The sequence below is a fragment of the Spirosoma sp. genome, assembly GCF_048594605.1.
In the GTDB taxonomy this organism is placed as follows: Bacteria; Bacteroidota; Bacteroidia; order Cytophagales; family Spirosomataceae; genus Spirosoma.
The window spans coordinates 1-18,485 of sequence record NZ_JBMDWV010000166.1; the positions used below are offsets into that span (position 1 = coordinate 1).

The 18,485-nt window shown below is 49.7% G+C and carries 12 protein-coding genes; 5 read left to right on the forward strand and 7 right to left on the reverse strand.

The genetic code is table 11. The annotated features are described in order from the left end of the window. Together ACOJS8_RS10390 and ACOJS8_RS10395 are read left to right on the forward strand one after the other, a co-directional pair. Nucleotides 1-277: hypothetical protein (locus ACOJS8_RS10390; protein WP_420148475.1), on the forward strand; the 277-nt coding region annotated here is incomplete at its 5' end. A gap of 39 nt (nt 278-316) precedes the next feature. Further along, nucleotides 317-853: a pyridoxamine 5'-phosphate oxidase family protein gene (locus ACOJS8_RS10395; protein WP_420148476.1), complete on the forward strand. Its 537-nt coding sequence runs from the start codon at nt 317-319 to the stop codon at nt 851-853. 114 nt (nt 854-967) lie between these two features. Here ACOJS8_RS10395 and ACOJS8_RS10400 read toward each other — a convergent pair whose 3' ends face one another. Continuing rightward, on the reverse strand, nt 968-2,122 hold the full coding sequence (locus tag ACOJS8_RS10400; RefSeq protein ID WP_420148477.1) for a sensor histidine kinase: 1,155 nt from the start codon (nt 2,120-2,122) through the stop codon (nt 968-970). A gap of 181 nt (nt 2,123-2,303) precedes the next feature. Here ACOJS8_RS10400 and ACOJS8_RS10405 point away from each other — a divergent pair, with 181 nt between their 5' ends. Continuing rightward, entirely contained in the window at nt 2,304-3,650 is a 1,347-nt protein-coding gene (locus ACOJS8_RS10405; RefSeq protein ID WP_420148478.1) for an erythromycin esterase family protein, read from the forward strand. Here the strand turns inward: ACOJS8_RS10405 and ACOJS8_RS10410 are convergent. Next, complete coding sequence (locus ACOJS8_RS10410; protein WP_420148479.1) at nt 3,643-4,419, reverse strand: LytR/AlgR family response regulator transcription factor; 777 nt, start codon at nt 4,417-4,419, stop codon at nt 3,643-3,645. The genes ACOJS8_RS10405 and ACOJS8_RS10410 overlap by 8 nt on opposite strands. 102 nt (nt 4,420-4,521) lie before the next feature. On the opposite strand from ACOJS8_RS10410, the gene ACOJS8_RS10415 reads away from it, so the two are divergent. Beyond that, on the forward strand, nt 4,522-6,828 hold the full coding sequence (locus ACOJS8_RS10415) for a GH92 family glycosyl hydrolase (RefSeq protein WP_420148480.1): 2,307 nt from the start codon (nt 4,522-4,524) through the stop codon (nt 6,826-6,828). A gap of 81 nt (nt 6,829-6,909) precedes the next feature. On the opposite strand, the gene ACOJS8_RS10420 is transcribed toward ACOJS8_RS10415, so the two are convergent. From ACOJS8_RS10420 to ACOJS8_RS10440, 5 genes are all read right to left on the reverse strand, one after another. After that, nucleotides 6,910-7,884, reverse strand: coding sequence for an NADPH:quinone oxidoreductase family protein (locus tag ACOJS8_RS10420; protein ID WP_420148481.1), 975 nt, complete (start codon nt 7,882-7,884; stop codon nt 6,910-6,912). Between the two features lie 287 nt (nt 7,885-8,171). Next, a complete protein-coding gene (locus tag ACOJS8_RS10425) occupies nt 8,172-10,811 on the reverse strand; it encodes an ABC transporter permease (RefSeq protein ID WP_420148482.1) in 2,640 nt (879 codons plus the stop codon). A 351-nt stretch (nt 10,812-11,162) separates the two neighbouring features. Then, nucleotides 11,163-14,426, reverse strand: a complete 3,264-nt coding sequence (locus ACOJS8_RS10430) for an efflux RND transporter permease subunit (protein ID WP_420148483.1) — start codon at nt 14,424-14,426, stop codon at nt 11,163-11,165. 55 nt (nt 14,427-14,481) lie between these two features. After that, nucleotides 14,482-15,651 (reverse strand): efflux RND transporter periplasmic adaptor subunit, encoded by a 1,170-nt coding sequence (locus tag ACOJS8_RS10435; RefSeq protein WP_420148484.1) that lies wholly within the window; start codon nt 15,649-15,651, stop codon nt 14,482-14,484. A gap of 42 nt (nt 15,652-15,693) precedes the next feature. Next, nucleotides 15,694-17,034, reverse strand: a complete 1,341-nt coding sequence (locus ACOJS8_RS10440) for a TolC family protein (protein WP_420148485.1) — start codon at nt 17,032-17,034, stop codon at nt 15,694-15,696. A gap of 389 nt (nt 17,035-17,423) precedes the next feature. Between ACOJS8_RS10440 and glnS the strand changes: the two genes are divergently transcribed. Further along, nucleotides 17,424-18,485 (forward strand): glutamine--tRNA ligase (gene glnS / locus ACOJS8_RS10445; RefSeq protein ID WP_420148486.1); only part of this gene is annotated, 1,062 nt, incomplete at its 3' end.

Consider the following 18,485-nt stretch of genomic DNA (forward strand, 5'->3'; position numbering starts at 1 on the left):
CACCGTGACCCCAACGAGCCAGTTTTTGTTACGACTGCGGTTTACTACGTCTGATGCTAGTTCTTTGTCCATTTTCTGTATTGTGTGCTACAGAAAAAGACCCAAACCGCGTGCCAACAGTCAAACCGCTACGTATCAGCACATTACTAAAATATACTCATCCAAAAGCTGTGCGATTCCGCGCGCATGTGTGCGAAATCGCACAAACCAGTATTCATTCTGGTCGAGAGGCCAAAGAGAGCGGCATCTGAAAACGTTTATCCGTTTATTTAGTTAATGTTTTAATTCACTCAACGTTCATTCAATACGCATTCTCATGGATAGCATTAATCAACAGCAGCCCGAGAAGAATCACGAGGACCTGATCGGGGCCGAAGCAGGTCAGAAAATCAAAGAATTGGTCGAAAAAAACAGCACCTGCTTTTTCTGCACCCGGATTAAATCAGGCGAATCGCTGGATACACGACCGATGTCGGTACAAAAAGTAGAGACAAACGGTACGTTCTGGTTTTTGAGCGCCAGCGATAGTCATAAGAATGCCGATCTGGCCAAAGACAATCGAGTCCAGTTATTGTTCCAGGGTTCAGAACACTCCGATTTTTTGAGCATCTATGGCGAAGCCACCGTTTCTACAGACAAAGCCAAAATAAAAGAACTCTGGGAACCTCTCTTAAAAACCTGGTTTACCGAAGGCATCGACGACCCTCGCATTACGGTCATTAAAGTCAGAACACTGGAAGGGTATTACTGGGATAACAAACACGGCGACGCCATTGCTTTCGTGAAAATGGCCGCCGGTGCCCTGATCGGCCAAACACTCGACGACTCCATCGAAGGCAATCTGACCGTCTAAACCAATTCATTAACAATGGGACTCGCTCGGCTTTGGCAAGCGAGTCCCATTGTTGTTTACTGATCTCCAGTTGACAGTTTACAACCGACATTGATAGCGAACCTGCCGCGGTACTCAGAGCGACGCATTCATTTGGGAACCTACGGCCTGAACAGGGCTTAGCGGTATGGTCAGTCGGACGATAAATTCGGCTGGCTCATCGGTGATTTGAAGTTTGTGAGCTGGATAAAGGAAGCTTAATCGTTTTCGCACGTTTTCCAGTCCTAACCCTCCCGGTTTAACAGGTTGAGTTGCGGGTTTACTATTGGCGACTTCCAGTCGTAAGATTACACCGTCAACCTGTGCAACTACCCGCATCCACGATTTTTTACTTGTATTTTCCACGCCGTGCTTAAACGCATTCTCCACGAACGTAATAAGAATAAACGGCGCGATTTGCAGATGTTCACCGGTGTTATCCGGCAGTTCCAGAGTAAGATCGAGTCGTTTTGCTGCACGCGTCTTTTCAAGAGCAACGTAATCGCGAATAAACTGAAGTTCTTTTTGAAGGGGCACAAACGATTCAGCTGTTTCATACAGTGCGTAACGCATCATGCCCGATAATTGCTGCACCATCTGAGCCGCCCGTGGACTTTCTTCTTCCGTGAGGGCATAAATACTATTCAATACGTTGAACAGAAAATGCGGATTCACCTGACTTTTCAGGTACTTGAGTTCAAGCTGCGTATTCTGGTATTGTAACCGGGTATTCTGTAGCTGTGATGAACGATTGTCGTATAGCGCTTTGAAAGCCAATAGCAGCGACGGGTAAGCAAACGACAGCATGAAGTTCCAGATGAACAACGGCAGACTAACGAATAAACCCAGCGGACCTTTTGCAACCAGGAGCTTCCAGTTTTGAGTCATGGCTGAATTTGGCCCATAACCGGATGGAAAGCCTGCCGTTTCATGCAACGCGATAAAGCCGACGTAGTTCGCTACGTAGACAAGCCCATACGTTGTCAGGAGGATTATCAACAGCGCAAATGGGCGAAATTGGTACAAAAAACGAGGAAAAAGCCAGTAACCGAATCCGTAGAAAATAGCCGATTGAATACCCCATTGCCCGTACGTAACGAATTGGCCGGGGGTTCCATATCGCTCCGTCAGACCCAGTAACGGCCCATCGTTCCTCAGCAGCAGATAAAGTATAGCTAACGGAGCCAAGCGCGCCAGAAACTGACCAATCCGCCCGCGAAGTGGCAGTGATACGTTCGATAATGAATGCATAGTCAAAAATCGGTGCTATAGCTTGTTGTCCCGACGCATTTTCGATGAACATGCCAAATTTTTCGATGAAAATGATTGAAATCGATTGATCGAAAAGCTCATTATGTTCACCGAATTAATTCGTGCCCGGCAGTCAGTCGGGGCTAGGTTTGTTTCATCAAACACGCAAACCACTTTTACGATGAAAACGCTTCTCATTTCTCTTCTGTCGTTACTGACAACTCTGGCTACAGCTCAGTCAATACAGTTAGCTTCCCTGGCAAAATCAGCTCCTGCGCCCATTGAGAATCTGCAACCCACAGCGGTTACCGTTTTGGGTGAACAGGCCGTAACGCTCGATCTCGAAAATTTTGATCATTTCCGCCAGCAAATCATGCCACTCATCGAGAAGATGGCGACAAAGCAGATTGTAGGCTTGGGCGAGGGCACACATGGTACCAGTGAATTTTACAAAATCCGGTACTGGATCACGAAAATTCTGGTGGAAGAGAAAGGATTTAACAACGTCGTTTTCGAGAACGATTATGCCGATTCGTATAAACTCAATCAGGCCATAAAGAAAGCGTCTGCAACCGCGGTTGATACGTTGATGAAACAATACCTCATTGCCATCTGGCGCAACCAGGAGGTCAAAGAATTGCTGAGCTGGATGCAGACTCACAACCGAAAGTCGAAGAAGCCCGTTACGTTCGGCGGTATGGATCACATGTTCATGACTAATGATGCCAAAATCGTACGAGAACTTACCGTTCCCTACCGTAATGCTGAAATGGACGTATTGACCAATTCACTGGTGAAGCTGGCCGTAACCCGCGATTCAATCTGGTATAGCGCAAACCGGAAAGACTTTAGCCTCGCTGATTCGATTTCGAACAGGAACATTGTACAGGGGTACGAAACTGCCGAAGAAATTCACTCTCTCCTACCCCACTTACGGCTCCCAGCCGATCAGCACGAATTGGCAACTATGATGACTAAAAACATCATGCTTCAGTTGCTGGGTCCATTCAAGTACCTTACACAGAAATTGAGTACGGGAAATCGCGATAGCTGCATGGCGGTTACGGCAACAACTTTCTTACGCCAACCCACCGACAAGCTCATCATCTGGGCGCATGATTTCCACGTTGCACATACCGCTATCTATGGCGGGGCTGTTGGTGGAACAGGCGGCTACATTGAGCAAATGCGGCCAGGGCAGTACTTTGTGCTCGGTACCGGTACGGCAACTGGTACGTATGCTGCCACTGACGATCATTTTATTACCCATGCCAGTCAGATGAAATCAGTTCCACTGGACGTACCCGCCGATACGCTTTGGGAAGGGCAACTTGCCAAAGCAGAGTCTCCTGCGTTTTATATGGATTTGGCAAAATGGCCGGACCGGACGACGAATTTCACCTACCGGGCTGTTGGGTATAACCCAAAAAGCGATAAAAGCACGCGTGACAAAAGCCATCCGGTAAGTAAGCTGTTCGATGCCTACCTGTTCATCCGCGATACGAAAGCTGCCCGGTTCATTAAGTAATGAGCCATTGCCGAATCCGTTCTTTTACCGAATCCCGGTAATTCGGTCCGATGGTCAGATCATGGCCGGTAGACGTAATGACAGAATTGCCATCCAGGGTTTTGATGTAGCGTAGTTGAACGATGTAGGAGCGGTTGATACGCAGGAATCGATCAGGTGGTAAGCTTTCAGCCAGTTTTGTCATGGTTAAGTGCGTCACTACGTAGCGATCCATAAGAAAGACCTTTACGTAATCGCCCAACGCTTCGACAAAAACAATCTCATCGAAGCGAATCTGCTCTAGTTTCTTGTCGGTTTTGAGATAAATAAAATCAGTGAATGACAGCGATGGTATTGTGCCTGTCGCATCCGTTGCAGGGGTCGGCAGGGCTTCCATAACGGTAGTTGCACGCGTTGTTTGCTTTCCGGTTTTTTCCCGCACCCGACCTACTGATTTAAGAAACCGATCGAACGTTATGGGTTTCAACAGATAATCTGTTACGCCCAGGTCGAAACCATCGAGGGCATGGTTTGGATTGGCGGTAGTCATTACTACGGCCGGGTGCGGAGCCGGATAGACCCGCAGCAATTCGATACCCGACATTTCGGGCATGTTGATATCCAGAAAAATAACATCGGGATGGAGCACAGGTAATTGATCAAAAGCGGCAATGGCATCATCGAACGTAGCAATCAACTCCAGCGACGACACCCTCCGGATATACTTCTCCAGCAGTTCCTGAGCCAGTGGCTCATCTTCAATAATGGCACAACGAAGCAGGCCTGTCATACAATGCTACGGTACGTTAAGATGCCTAAACTACTATTTATTTCCTGACGACCGATGCGCTTACGAAAGCTTTTCGTACTTTTTGGCCTCTATTAACAGCCAATGGGTCTCTTTCCAAAAATGCTGAACGTCCGCTTTACGATTCTCCTTCAGTTCCTCAGTTTTCTTTCTTTCGCGCAACAAAACCTGGTGCCTTACGTCCGTCCGATGATTGGTACCGAAAAAATGGGCCATACATTTCCGGGTGCTACGGTGCCGTTTGGCGCTGTCCAGTTAAGTCCAGATTCTGATACGTTATCGTATGAGTTCAATGGCAAATACAACGGCGATGTGTACCGATACTGTGCTGGCTACAAATACGAAAACAAAACGATTGTTGGGTTCAGCCACACACACTTCAGCGGAACGGGCCACTCCGATCTTGGCGATTTCCTGATTATGCCCACCCAGGGCGCGCTACAACTCAATCCCGGTACGGAATCAAATCCGAAAAGCGGTTACCGTTCCGCGTTTTCGCACGCGAACGAAGTGGCCGAAGCGGGTTATTACAAAGTCAAACTGGACGATCATAGCATTCTGGCCGAGCTGACGGCATCGAACCGGGTGGGCCTTCATCAGTACACCTTTCCGAAGTCCGATCAGTCGCATATTATTCTGGATTTAACCCACGGCATTTACAACTACGAGGATAAAGTGGTCTGGACATACGTGCGCGTTGTAAACGATACGTTGATTACGGGGTATCGGCAGACGAACGGCTGGGCGCGCACCCGAACGGTTTACTTTGCGCTGTCGTTCTCGAAACCGTTCAAGTCGTACGGGCAACAGAGTCTGGATAAACCGCAGGTGTATAAAGGTTTCTGGCGGAAATTCGACCAGACGAAGAATTTCCCGGAAATAGCAGGTAAACGGATCCGGATGTACTTCGATTTCGACACGCAGGATGGCGAGAAAGTGAAGCTGAAGATGGCCCTGTCGCCGGTGAGTCAGGAGAATGCGCTGGCCAATATGCAGACCGAAGTGCCGCATTGGAATTTTGACCAGGTGAAAGTGCAGGCGCAAACGGCCTGGAATAGGGAATTGAACAAAATTCAGATCGATGCATCGGAGAACGACAAAATCAATTTCTACACCTCCCTGTACCACGCTTTTGTGAACCCAACGGTGTACATGGATGCCAACGGTCAGTACAAAGGGTTGGATCAGGGTGTTCATCAGGCCAGCGGCTTCACGAATTATACGACGTTTTCGCTCTGGGATACGTATCGGGCGCTGCACCCGTTTTTCAATATTATACAGCCGTCGCGGAACAACGACATGGTGCAGTCGATGATAAAGCATTACGACCAGAGTACGCTGAAAATGCTGCCGATCTGGTCGCACTACGCCAACGACAACTGGTGCATGAGTGGCTATCACAGCGTATCGGTAGTGGCCGATGCCATTATTAAAGGTGTGTATAAAGGTGATGCCGGAAAAGCCCTCGATGCCTGTATCGCTACGTCCAACCACCGCGATTACGAGGGCATTGGCGAATATATCGACAAGGGTTATGTACCAGCAACAGTCAACAGCAACTCAGTTTCCAATACGCTTGAATATGCTTACGATGACTGGTGCATTGCTCAGCTAGCTAGGAAGTTAGGCCGTCAGGATGTGTACGATACGTATAGAAAACGCGCCGAAAACTGGAAAAACGTGTACGACAAATCCATCAACTTCATGCGTCCGCGACTGACCGACGGTACGTTCAAAAAAGAGTTCGACGTGTACAGCACACACGGACAAGGTTTTATTGAAGGCAACTCCTGGAACTTCAGCTTCTTCGTTCCGCACGATCCCGCTACGTTGGTGCAGTACATGGGCGGTCCAACGAAATTTGCGGCCCGACTCGATACGTTGTTTGCCATGAATCTGCCCGACAAGTTCTTTGCCGAAACCGAAGACATCACGCGCGAAGGCATTATTGGCGGCTACATTCACGGCAACGAACCGGCTCACCACGTAGCGTATCTGTACAACTGGGCGGGGCAGCCCTGGAAAACGCAGGAGCGTATCCGCATGATTCTCAGGATGCAGTACAAACCCACGCCCGACGGTCTGGGTGGTAACGACGATTGCGGTCAGATGAGCGCATGGTACATGTTTTCGTCAATGGGTTTTTATCCGGTATCGCCCGGTTCGGAGGAGTATTCATTAGGCAGTCCATCGGTCAGGAGCGCGAAGCTGCAACTCGAAAATGGACAGACGTTCAGCGTTGAAGCGATCAATCAGAGCGACAAAAATGTGTACGTCCAGAAAGTATTGCTGAACGGGAAACCACTCAACCAGCTAACCATTTCTCATTCCGATATTCTTAAAGGTGGAAAGCTGACGTTTTATATGTCGGCGAAACCCACAAAAAAATAACGTAGTACGAGCACCGAACTCAAGTGTTATTGAAAATGCGAACCGTATTTTCAATAACACTTTTTCATTATATCCGGAACCTCACAGGACCACAACGGCTTTGCCGATGATTCGCCTTTCCATCATATCAGTCAGCGCCTGCGGGGCTTCGGCCAGCGAGTAGCGTTTTGATATATACGGGGCAATTTTACCCTGCATGACCCACGTAGCAATATCCTGCATATTCAGCTGATTTAGGCTTGGTTCCTTCTGGGCAAACATCCCCCAGAACACGCCAATCCATGAAGCACCTTTCAGCAATGCCAGATTAAGCGGTATTTTTGGTATCTCGCCCCCGGCAAAGCCGACCACCAGATAGCGTCCCCGCCAGGCTAGAGAACGAATGGCGGACTCAGCCCATTGGTCGCCAACTGGATCATAAACCACATCGACACCCCTACCCTGCGTAATTTCTTTGATACGTTCCCGTAGATCTTCAGTTGTATAATTGATCGAATACGTAGCACCTTTCTCTCGACAAACGGCTAGTTTTTCATCCGTAGATGCAGCCGCAATGACCGTAGCGCCCATTAGCTTCCCCAGTTCAACGGCTGCCAATCCCACGCCACCCGCAGCGCCAAGCACCAGCAACGTTTCACCGTTTTTTAGCTGTGCCCGATCATTCAGGGCATGATACGACGTACCAAAGGCATACAGCGTTGAAGCCCCCGTAACAAAGTCCATACCATCGGGAAGAGGAATAGTTGCGCGTACATCGGCAATACGTTCTTCGGCCAGTCCACCGTGCGTGCCATACGTAAAAACATGGTCGCCGGGTTTCAGATGCGTTACGTTCTCGCCAACGATTTTTACAATCCCCGACGCTTCACTACCCGGCGAAAACGGCAGGGGCGGCTTAAACTGATACAGATTACGGATGGTTAGCGTATCCGGAAAATTCAGGCTACAGGCCTTTACCTGTATCAGTATTTCGCCGGGGCCGGGTATTGGCGAAGGAACGTCTTCGAGCGTAAGCGTATCGGGTGGCCCATACGCGCGGCAAAGAATTGCTTTCATTATTCACAACTTTATTCAGACCGTGCAAGATACTCATGTCACAACAGATTCGTCAAAATTGCCAATTGCTTTATCAGAAATTGAAAATAAATAGAATAGTGAGAAACTATTGACTAGTTTTTCAGTCGTTCAAACAAAACCTATCCATTAACGTTTTATATACGTGAGTCGCTGATAGACGAGGATGCTGTGAAAAGCACCTGATTTTCAATAATAATCGTTCTACTAAGCGAACCAAAAGCCGGGTAACGTTACGTTGTCCGGCTTCTTTATTTTATCCCGACTGGTCACTCACTACGTAAACTTTTTACCGGATTCATCAGCGCAGCTCTTACGCTTTGAAAACTCACGGTTAGCAGGGCAATTCCGATAGATAGTAAACCCGCTGCGGCAAAGACCCACCAGTCGATACCGATTTTATACGCAAAATCCTGTAGCCACTGGCTCATAACGTACCACGCAATGGGCGAGGCAATAACGAGGGCAATGAGAACCAGTTTTAGAAAATCAGTGGAGAGCAGCATAACCACACTGACGACGCTCGCACCCAGCACTTTGCGTATACCGATTTCCCGGTTACGTTGTTCGGCGGTGAAGGTAGCCAGCCCAAACAGACCCAAGCCGGAAATCAGTATAGCGAGGGCAGCAAACCAACCAAAGACTTGTCCGGTTCGAACTTCGGTTTGGTACGTCCGATTGAACGTATCATCCAGAAACTGATACACAAATGGTTTTTCGGGAAATTGCTCATGCCAAAGCTGCTGCATCTGCTGGATTGTCGGCTGAACAGCTCCCCGACGAAGTCGAATAGCCAGTTGCCCTTCCCAGCCATCGTTGAGAGAAATCAGCAGTGGAGCCACCGTCTGCTTTAAATCTGCATAATTATAATCGTCGATAACCCCAACAACTTCCCCCTGTTGAGGCACTTCCCGATACACTCCAGGCTGAGTGGGGTCGTAGGCATAGGTGTAATAGCCGGTCATTTTGCCTTTAATTGACTTCCATCCAAAAAATTTCATGGCGGCCTGATTTATCAGGAATGCCCGCTTATCGGCCGGACGGTCAGGGTTTAGATTACGCCCTTCACGGAGCTTGATACCAAACGTTTTCAGATAATCTCCATCAACCGTCAATCGATTTATACCAGCCGTTTGCGCCCCTTTGGGTATATAGTTACTCACTAATTTTTCCCCTCGAACAGCGCTGTTGCCAGGTAATCCAAACGCCCGGGTAGCGGCTTCAACACCAGGCAGTCCAGTGACCAACTGTTTAAAATGATCTTTTGCTTCAGATGTAGCATCGTGTAAATCGATGGTTACGATCTGCTCCCGCTGGTAACCAACATCTTTGGTGCGGATAAACTGAAGCTGGCTATATACGACGATGGTGGCAATGATCATACCAACCGACACCGCGAACTGGCCAACAACCAGTGTTTGACGTAACCAGCTTCGACCGCCGGTTAACACTCCACTCCCTTTGAGTACAGCCACTGGCCGAAACGACGAGAGGACAATGGCCGGGTAGCTACCCGTCAGCAAAGCTACAGCGATTAACCCTGCAACCAGCCAGATCAACCGGTTGCCCATCATCAGCGACTGAAAAGTTAGTTGCTTATCAGCCAACGTGTTAAATAGAGGCAACATGAATGCCGTAAGTCCGGCCGCCAGCAAAATAGCCAATAGTAGTGTGCTCGCTGTTTCGCTCATAAATTGTTGCCATAACTGTCTCAGCGACGATCCCATCACTTTGCGAACACCCACTTCTTTCGCGCGTCGGGACACGCGCGCTGTGGCCAGATTGACGTAGTTAAAACAGGCTAATCCCAGAATCATCAGGGCTACTATGCTAAATACGTACACGTAGGTCAACCGGTTGGTAGATACTAAGTTAGTACGCAGATACAAGTCTGTTAAGGGGATCAGCTTCAGCTTCCAGACCGCAGCGTTCGGATCGCCCAATTGCTTGATATAAGCCGGAAGCTGAGCGTTTAAGTCGGCAACATCAGTACCGGGCGCCAGTAACAGATACGTCCGGGTATCGTTCCCGCCCCAGTAATTCGTCGTTACGTCATACCCGGCCAGTTCATTCGCATTCATGTAAGGAACCAGAAAGTCGATTTTAAGATGGGACGTAGTGGGTAGATCACGCAATACACCTGTTACGTGGAGCGTCGCCTTACCGTTAAGCCGAAGCGATTGGCCGATCGGGTTATTGCTGCCGAAGTATTTGCGGGCCATTGCCTGAGAAAGCACGACACCGTATTGTTCAGCCAACGCAGTTCTGGGATTTCCACTCGCCAGTGGCAGCGTAAACACATTAAAAATACTGCGATCGGCCAGCCAGAAGTTAGACTCATAGAAGGCGGTCTGCTGATAAGACACCAGCGGCTTCAGCCGTGTCAGCCGAACGGCGTCGGTCACCTGCGCGAAGCGTTCCTTTAGATCCGTTGCAAATTTACCTCCGCTGCTGGGCGAGTTTTCGTTCTGCTGAAACAGTACAATCTGGTCGGCATGCTGATGAAAGCGGTCAAAGGACAACTCATCGAGTACGTAAGCCGTAATGAGCAGACACCCCGTTAAACCGAGCGTCAGCCCAGCTAGATTAATCAGGCTGGTTACTTTGTGCGTCAGCGCATTCCGCCAGGCGATTTTCAGATAACTACGTAGCATATCGATATAGGTTGGGTTAGGAAACTCTTCAGGCTGACGTTTTATCATGGATGGGCGCATATAGGCCAGCACTTCCCGCCAATACTGCCGCCGGGCTTTGGTTTCGCCCCACTGTTGCACACGTAACACGTAGCGTTCGTGCAGATCGCCCAATACTTCCTCCCGCAGATGAGGAGCACAGAGCCATTCGACAAAGCGGGTAATCCAGCGAGGTGGAGATGGTAGATTTCCTGGCGTCACTTTTTCAGTTTTCATGATGAACTTGACTTGTCAATTGCCAGTAATTACCGAATTACCCATTTCGCCTTCAGGTTTCGGAAACGACACCGGAGAGAAATTATGAGCCTACCGACCACCGTTCGTAAAACGACCTTTTCAACATTATTTGCATCAGGGAGGAAGAGGCAGTCCGCTATTTCTTCTATTTCGGTATATCAAATACTTTGCCAAAAAATAAAAGATGCCTATACTGTGATTATCAAGCCTTTTTAAACAAAAATACGTACACCCACTGTCCATCACCGGACAATTGGTGTACGTATCTGGACGCATTTATTATACGTGTTTCAGCGAGCAATTTTAATTATCCACTGAAGAATTATCCGTCTAGTGGCGCACTATTTTATCGCCACCATGCTTGCCATTACCGTTTGACGGAACAGGTTGCGCTTTTGCTTCCACTACTTTTTCGGGCGTTTCGGCTGATTCATCCTTCCGGTTTTTTTCGGCATCGTTCTTTAGCTTCTCAAGTCCTTTTTTACCGTAAGCCAACCGGGTGATTCCCACGTAGAGCACAGGCACAACGAAGATCGCCAGGGACGTAGCGGCTAGCATTCCGCCCAATACGGTTCGTCCAATCGTAGCACGGGCAACACCCCCTGCCCCGGTCGCAATGGCCAGTGGCACAACCCCCAGAATAAACGCCAGAGACGTCATCAGAATCGGACGCAGGCGCAAACGTACCGCTTCGAGCGTCGACTCAATCAGATCCTCCCCCCTATCGACGCGTTCTTTAGCAAACTCAACAATCAGGATGGCGTTCTTTGCCGCCAGACCAATCAGTGTAATCAGACCAATCTGGGCATACACGTTATTACTTAGATACGGGAAAAGTATCAGGGCTGTAATAGCGCCCAAGGCACCAATCGGCACGGACAGCAGTACCGAAAACGGCACTGACCAGCTTTCATACAAGGCCGCCAGAAACAGAAACACGAAGCCGATGGAGAGCGCAAAAATGTAAATCGACGTATTACCCGCGTTGATTTCCTCCCGGCTTAACCCACCAAAATCGTAGGCATAACCAGCTGGAAGTACTTTGGCGGCAACTTCGCGCAAGGCATCGTTGGCCTGGCTAGTGCTGTAACCCGGTTTAGCACCACCGTTCAGCTCGACCGACCGGAACAGGTTGAAGTGCGAAATCAGCGGAGCGTTCTCGATGACGGTGGTTTTGATCAACGTACTGATCGGAACCAGTTGGCCGCCCTGGTTACGGACGTAGTACTGATTCAGCGCATTCAGGTCGGTGCGGTACATGGTATCGGCCTGCGCCACAACCCTAAATTTACGTCCGTAAATAATGAAATCGTTGACGTACTGACTACCCAGATACGTCTGCATCGTTCGGTATACATTGCTGACGGAAACGCCCAGCTTTTTACATTTATCACGGTCGACATCGACGCGGTAGGCAGGTGTTTTTGCCGTAAAATATGAAAAAGCACGACCGATTTCCGGGCGTTTATTCGCTTCGGCCAGGAAATTCTGTACGACGTTGTCGAATGCCCGAACATCGTCATTGGTTTCGCGCTGCTGAATTTCAAACGTAAAACCCGACGATTGGCCGAGGCCAGGAATAGCGGGCGGCTGAATCACCTGCGGACGGGCATCGTTCAACCCTGCTAAAGCTCGCTGCAGTTTAACCACCAGCGAATCGGCCTGCATACCGCGCTCTTTCCGTTCCTCCCAGGGTTTTAGCTGGATAAAGACCGTACCACTGTTCGACTTGGATGCGAACGTAACGGCATTCAGACCACCCAGCGCCGAAAAGTGCGCGACATACGGCTGTTGCTTCAGAATGTCCATTATTTTGTTCAGCACGACCAAACTTCGCGAGGTAGAAGCCGCTTCCGGAATTTCATAGGTTACAATCAGTCGACCTTCGTCTTCCGTCGGAATAAAGCCCGTTGGCTTGGCGCGGAACAGCAGCCCCGTTCCGATATACACCACAACCAGCCCAACAATGACCAGCGGGGTCGCTTTAATCAGGCGATTAACGCCATTTGTGTAGGAGTGCGAAACCCGGTCAAACCATTGGTTAAACTTGTAGAAGAACTTATTTAAACCGGTCGCTTTCTCATCGATGTGCATTGGACGTAGCAGGAGCGTACAGAGCGCAGGCGTTAGCGAGAGAGCTACGAAAGCCGAAATCAACACCGATACGGCAATGGTAATGGCAAACTGCTGATACAGCCGCCCAACGATTCCGGGAATGAAACCGACGGGTACGAATACAGCCGCCAGAATCAGCGCAATGGCAATAACCGGCGCTGAAATCTCACGCATGGCTTCCCGGGTCGCTTCTTTCGGCGACATACCCTTATCGATATTCACCTGCACCGCTTCGACCACTACGATGGCATCATCGACCACAATCCCGATGGCGAGTACAAAAGCGAAGAGTGTTAACGTATTGATCGTGAACCCAAGCGGCACAAATAAGGCAAACGTACCGACTATAGACACGGGAATAGCCAGCAACGTAATGAGTGTAGCCCGCCAGCTTTGCAGAAATAAAAACACCACCAGCACCACCAGCACCAGGGCTTCCATTAGCGTTTTTACAACCTCTGAAATCGACACCTGAATTACCGAAACGGATTCGAACGGCACTACGTAGTTAATATCTTTCGGAAACGTCTTTTTCAGATTATCCATGGCGGCATACACCCCTTTGGCCGTTTCGAGCGCATTACTACCGGGTAGCTGATAAACCAGCAGATAAGCCGCCCGATTACCATCGACGAAGGAGTTGCTGGCATAGGAGAACTTGCCCAATTGTACCCGCGCTACGTCTTCCAGGTATACCAGCGATCCTCGGGCCGGGTCACTACGTACCACAATCTTTTTGAACTCGTCTTCCTTACTGAGTCGACTGTTCGTAAAAACGGTATATTCAAAGGCTTGCGAGGCCGGTTGTGGAGATGCCCCCACAGAGCCACCTGCTACCTGTAAATTCTGCTCCTGAAGAGCGGCCACTACGTCGTCGGAAGTCAGGCCAAGTTGCGCAAGCCGGTCGGGCTTGAGCCAGATTCGCATACTGAAATCGTCGGCCCGGCTGAAGATATCGCCCACACCCGGCACCCGCAGCAGCGCATCCCGAATGTAGATATTGGCGTAGTTGTCCAGAAACGATACGTTGTGCGTCTTGTTTGGTGAGTAAATAGCCACCAGCATAAACAGCGATGGATTCCGTTTCCGGACTACAACCCCCAGGCGAGTTACTTCTTCCGGCAATTGCGGCTGCGCAATACCCACGCGGTTCTGTACGTCCAGAGCAGCAATGTTTACGTCCGTACCGACCTTGAACGTTACGTTCATCGTCATCCGGCCATCGTTCGTCGCGTTGGTCTGTACGTAGTCCATACCGGGTGTTCCGTTCACCTGAGTTTCTATGGGCGTCGCTACGGTCTGTTCAACCGTTTGCGCGTCGGCTCCGGTATACGTACCAGTCACCTGCACTACAGGGGGCGTAATATCGGGGTACTGACTGACGGGCAAACTCAACAGCGCCAGCAGCCCAAGCGCCAGAATGACGACAGACGTAACGATTGCCGTGACCGGCCGATTGATGAATATTTCTGCGAACATAATAGGTTCAATTTTGAGCGATTGCGGCCCATTCTATCCCGCAATCGTTCTATCATTATTTTGCTGCTGTCTGCCGACTACTGGAATCAGGTCTGGAGCCCCCCGGCTGACCGGGTTGGCTAACCTGTACTTTTGCGCCTTCGCGGATTTTCTGGGTACCTTCCGTAACGACTAATTCACCCTCGTTCAGGCCATTTTTCACGATGACTTTTTCATTGATACGTGCGCCGAGGGTAACTTTTTTCTGACTGACTTTACTGCTATCGCCCACCACAAACACAAAGTATTCGCTCATCTGTTCGGTTACGGCCTGGTATGGAATCAGCAATTGAGGATCGCCCGTACTGTTCTTCACACGCACATTTCCATTCAATCCAGGCTTTAGCTGCTTCTCCGGATTTGGGAAGGCGATACGAACCCGTAACGTACCGGTTTGCGGATCAACAGCGCGGTCGACAATACGTATCGTGCCCGGATATTTATAGGGCTGGCCGTTTGGCAACATCAGAATAAATGTAGAGTCCGATGCGGAATTCCGGCGATTCTGCAACGCCAGAAACCGCTGAATCTGCGACTCATCGATCTGAATATCAGCCGAGATAGGATTATCTTCCGAAATGGTATTGAGCGGTGTTGAGCCGGGAGCCACAGCCGCGCCAAGCCGCACCTGCGAGATTCCGATCGTACCATCCAGCGGTGCGTAGATTGTTGTATATTTCAGATTCGTTGCCACCTGCTGAATAGCCGCCTGGGCAGCCGCCACCTGCATTTTGTTGGCTTCCAGAGTTGCATTGGCATTATCGACCAACTGTTTGGCAACGGCATCCTGCTGCGCCAGCGTGTTGTAGCGATCCGCATCTTTCTGGGCCCGGTTCAGGTTCGCTTTCTGCACATTCAGATTCGCCACGGCCTGATCATAGGTAGCCCGATACTGTTGCGGGTCAATCGTGTAGAGTTTCTGTCCCTTCGTCACGCGCTGTCCATCCTGAAAAAAGATCCCTGTAATGTTACCGGCGACCTGCGGCTGAATCTCCACTTCGCGGAGCGCCGTTACAGTTGCCGGAAATTCATCGTAATACGTAGCACTCCCCTTTTCAGCCTTCACCGCCGTAACGGGCGTAGGGGGCGGAGGTGCCTGCTGTTGTTCGTCTTTCTTTCCGCCACAGGCCAGTAGGAAAATGGCGAGTACTATTCCAGTAAATGATTGATATATAACCTTTTTCATAGAATCTTATGTAATACCGAACGTAGGAATCCGATACCGCATCTAAAATTGAATTACGCCCAATGCCCGCTGCACATCCAGTTTGCTAACCAGTAGCTGATAGAGTGCATTAAATGTATTCAGCCTTGCCGTTCGTAGATCGGCTTCGGCAATCGTTACGTCCAGAAAGGTTTTTATACCAGACCGGTATTGAAGATTGATTACCCGATAAACTTCCTGGGCCAGCTCCTGATTTTCGCGGAGCGCCAGATAATTTGCCAGATTACCTTTATAGGCCGACAGGGCCTGCGCATACTCCGCATCGACCGCGCTGGTCAGAGCCGCCAGATCCCAGTTTAACCGTTGTACCTGCAACTCCGCAATTTTCGTCTGCTGGACACGTCGTCCACCCTGAAAAATGGGCAGCGCCACCGCCAGACCGATCAGCGAATTAGGAAATGCCTGACTATACAACTGACCCAGCGAATTGTTCTGATACAGAAAATTGTAGTTGGCAATTGCATTGACCGTCGGCAGATAGGCCCATCGAGTGTAGCGAACGTTTGCTTGCAGCAGCCGTCCCTGGGTTTGCAGAAGCTGATACTCGATCCGGCTCTGCGGATTCACCAGTTGCAACGTATCGAGCGACGCTTCCGTAGCCAGTTGTAACGAATCATAAGCGATCGTTAGACGGGCGTTGGGCGGATAACCCATCAACTGTTTGAGTACCTGATATTTACCGCCAATCTGATCGTAAAATTGCTTCCGTTGGGCCAGCGAATTGTTCAGGGCAATTCGGGCACGTTGCGGGTCAGTTTTATCGACAATCCCCCCCTGATACTGGCTGGTAGCATCCTGCAAACTACGTTGCAGTCGAACGATGTCTTCTCCCAGAATATCGACCTGGCGCTGCGTCACAATGACGTCGTAAAAAGCCTTGCTCACGTTTACCACTACGTCGATTTTGTTTCGGTTTGTGGTCTGGAGCGCCTGCGTCCGGTACGCTTCGGCAGTCTGGTTTGCCAAAAGCAGATCGCGGTTAAAGATATTCTGCGTTAACGAAAACGAAGCCGTGGAGGTGTTCTGAGCCCCTAACGCAACCGGGCGCCGTTCGCCAGTGGTTGCATCAGGAATCAACGTAACGGGCAGCTTGAGGTAATGCAGAATGTTGTAAGATGCCGACACCTGCGGATACCAGGCTGCCAGTGAACTCTGGATAGTACGTTCCGCTATTTCCTGATCAATAACCGACTGTCTGACAACAGGTTGATGACCCAGGGCATAGCTGATGCAATCGGACAGAAACGCTTGCCTGGCTAATGAATCAGTGGTTTTCTGCGCAAAAACAGGGTATGAGAGTCCGCTGATGACGCCGAAAAGAATTACGAACCAACTCTTTTTCATAAAGTAGTGAGGAACAATCACGCACAGCGACTCCTAAAGTCAACCGGGTGTACTATTCACAACCCGTTCTGACAACCATTTTGTTCGCTGATTAACAAGAAATTAATTAACCGTTAGGCCTACCTAAGTAGTTATACCCGTGCGCTATTATGTAGATTTTATCTATGTTCATCCTAAGAACTAAATGCTAGTGAATGTGTTCTGGCTGAGTATAATTGCGTCAAATTCGACCTGAACTATCCGTTAGAAATCCACCCGGATTTTACAACCAGTCAGCTCCTGAAAATACGCTGGGTGAGTAGTCCAGATCTCCTGTCCATCACCTTTCGTTTGCCAAACCCGGCCAAAGACCGTAATTTCGGGACTTTATCATAGAGCGATTAAGCGACATGGCCGACGCAACGAACGTACCCAACGAATCTGTTTCTGACTCAACCAACGCATCTGACCGCAGTAACGGCGGAAGCTCACTTAACTTCATTGAACAAATTGTCGAAGACGATATAACCTCTGGCAAAAACGGAGGGCGTGTGCATACGCGTTTTCCGCCCGAACCCAATGGCTACCTCCATATTGGTCACGCCAAATCCATTTGCCTGAACTTCGGGCTGGCAGACAAATACGGTGGTAAAACCAACCTCCGCTTCGACGATACAAACCCTGTTACGGAAGATACCGAATACGTTGATTCGATCAAGAACGATGTCCGCTGGCTTGGTTTCGAGTGGGAGAATGAGTTTTATGCGTCCGATTACTTCGATCAACTTTACCAGTTCGCCGAAACGCTGATTCAGAAAGGGTTAGCCTACGTAGACGATTCAACGTCGGAAGAAATTGCGGGACAGAAAGGAACGCCGACGGAACCAGGACGGATGAGCAAATACCGCGACCGGAGCGTTGACGAAAACCTCGATCTGTTCCGGCGCATGAAAGCTGGTGACTATCACGACGGGGCTAAAGTGCTACGTGCCAAAGTCGATATGGCGTCGCCAAATATGCAACTGCGCGACCCGATCATCTACCGGATTAAACATGCGCATCATCACCGCACGGGCGATACGTGGTGTATTTACCCGATGTATGATTTTGCACACGGACAGTCCGATTCCATCGAGCACATCACGCATTCGCTCTGTACGCTGGAGTTTGAAGTACACCGGCCTCTATATGAGTGGTTTATCGAAAAGCTTGATATTTTCCCTTCCCGACAAATTGAGTTTGCCCGCCTGAATCTGACTTACACGGTGATGAGCAAACGGAAGCTCAAACAGTTGGTAGAAGAAGGCCACGTGAGCGGTTGGGACGATCCGCGCATGCCAACTATCGCCGGGATACGTCGTCGCGGTTACACGTCCGCCAGCATCCGTGAGTTTGCCGACCGAATAGGTATTGCCAAACGCGATAACCTCATTGATGTAGGACTGCTGGAATTCTGCATTCGTGAAGAACTC

Coding starts and splice junctions, on each gene's coding strand:
- ACOJS8_RS10395 (WP_420148476.1), top strand. CDS start 317: ATGGATAGCATTAATCAACAGCAGCCCGAGAAGAATCACGAGGACCTG.
- ACOJS8_RS10400 (WP_420148477.1), bottom strand. CDS start 2,122: ATGCATTCATTATCGAACGTATCACTGCCACTTCGCGGGCGGATTGGT.
- ACOJS8_RS10405 (WP_420148478.1), top strand. CDS start 2,304: ATGAAAACGCTTCTCATTTCTCTTCTGTCGTTACTGACAACTCTGGCT.
- ACOJS8_RS10410 (WP_420148479.1), bottom strand. CDS start 4,419: ATGACAGGCCTGCTTCGTTGTGCCATTATTGAAGATGAGCCACTGGCT.
- ACOJS8_RS10415 (WP_420148480.1), top strand. CDS start 4,522: ATGGGTCTCTTTCCAAAAATGCTGAACGTCCGCTTTACGATTCTCCTT.
- ACOJS8_RS10420 (WP_420148481.1), bottom strand. CDS start 7,884: ATGAAAGCAATTCTTTGCCGCGCGTATGGGCCACCCGATACGCTTACG.
- ACOJS8_RS10425 (WP_420148482.1), bottom strand. CDS start 10,811: ATGAAAACTGAAAAAGTGACGCCAGGAAATCTACCATCTCCACCTCGC.
- ACOJS8_RS10430 (WP_420148483.1), bottom strand. CDS start 14,426: ATGTTCGCAGAAATATTCATCAATCGGCCGGTCACGGCAATCGTTACG.
- ACOJS8_RS10435 (WP_420148484.1), bottom strand. CDS start 15,651: ATGAAAAAGGTTATATATCAATCATTTACTGGAATAGTACTCGCCATT.
- ACOJS8_RS10440 (WP_420148485.1), bottom strand. CDS start 17,034: ATGAAAAAGAGTTGGTTCGTAATTCTTTTCGGCGTCATCAGCGGACTC.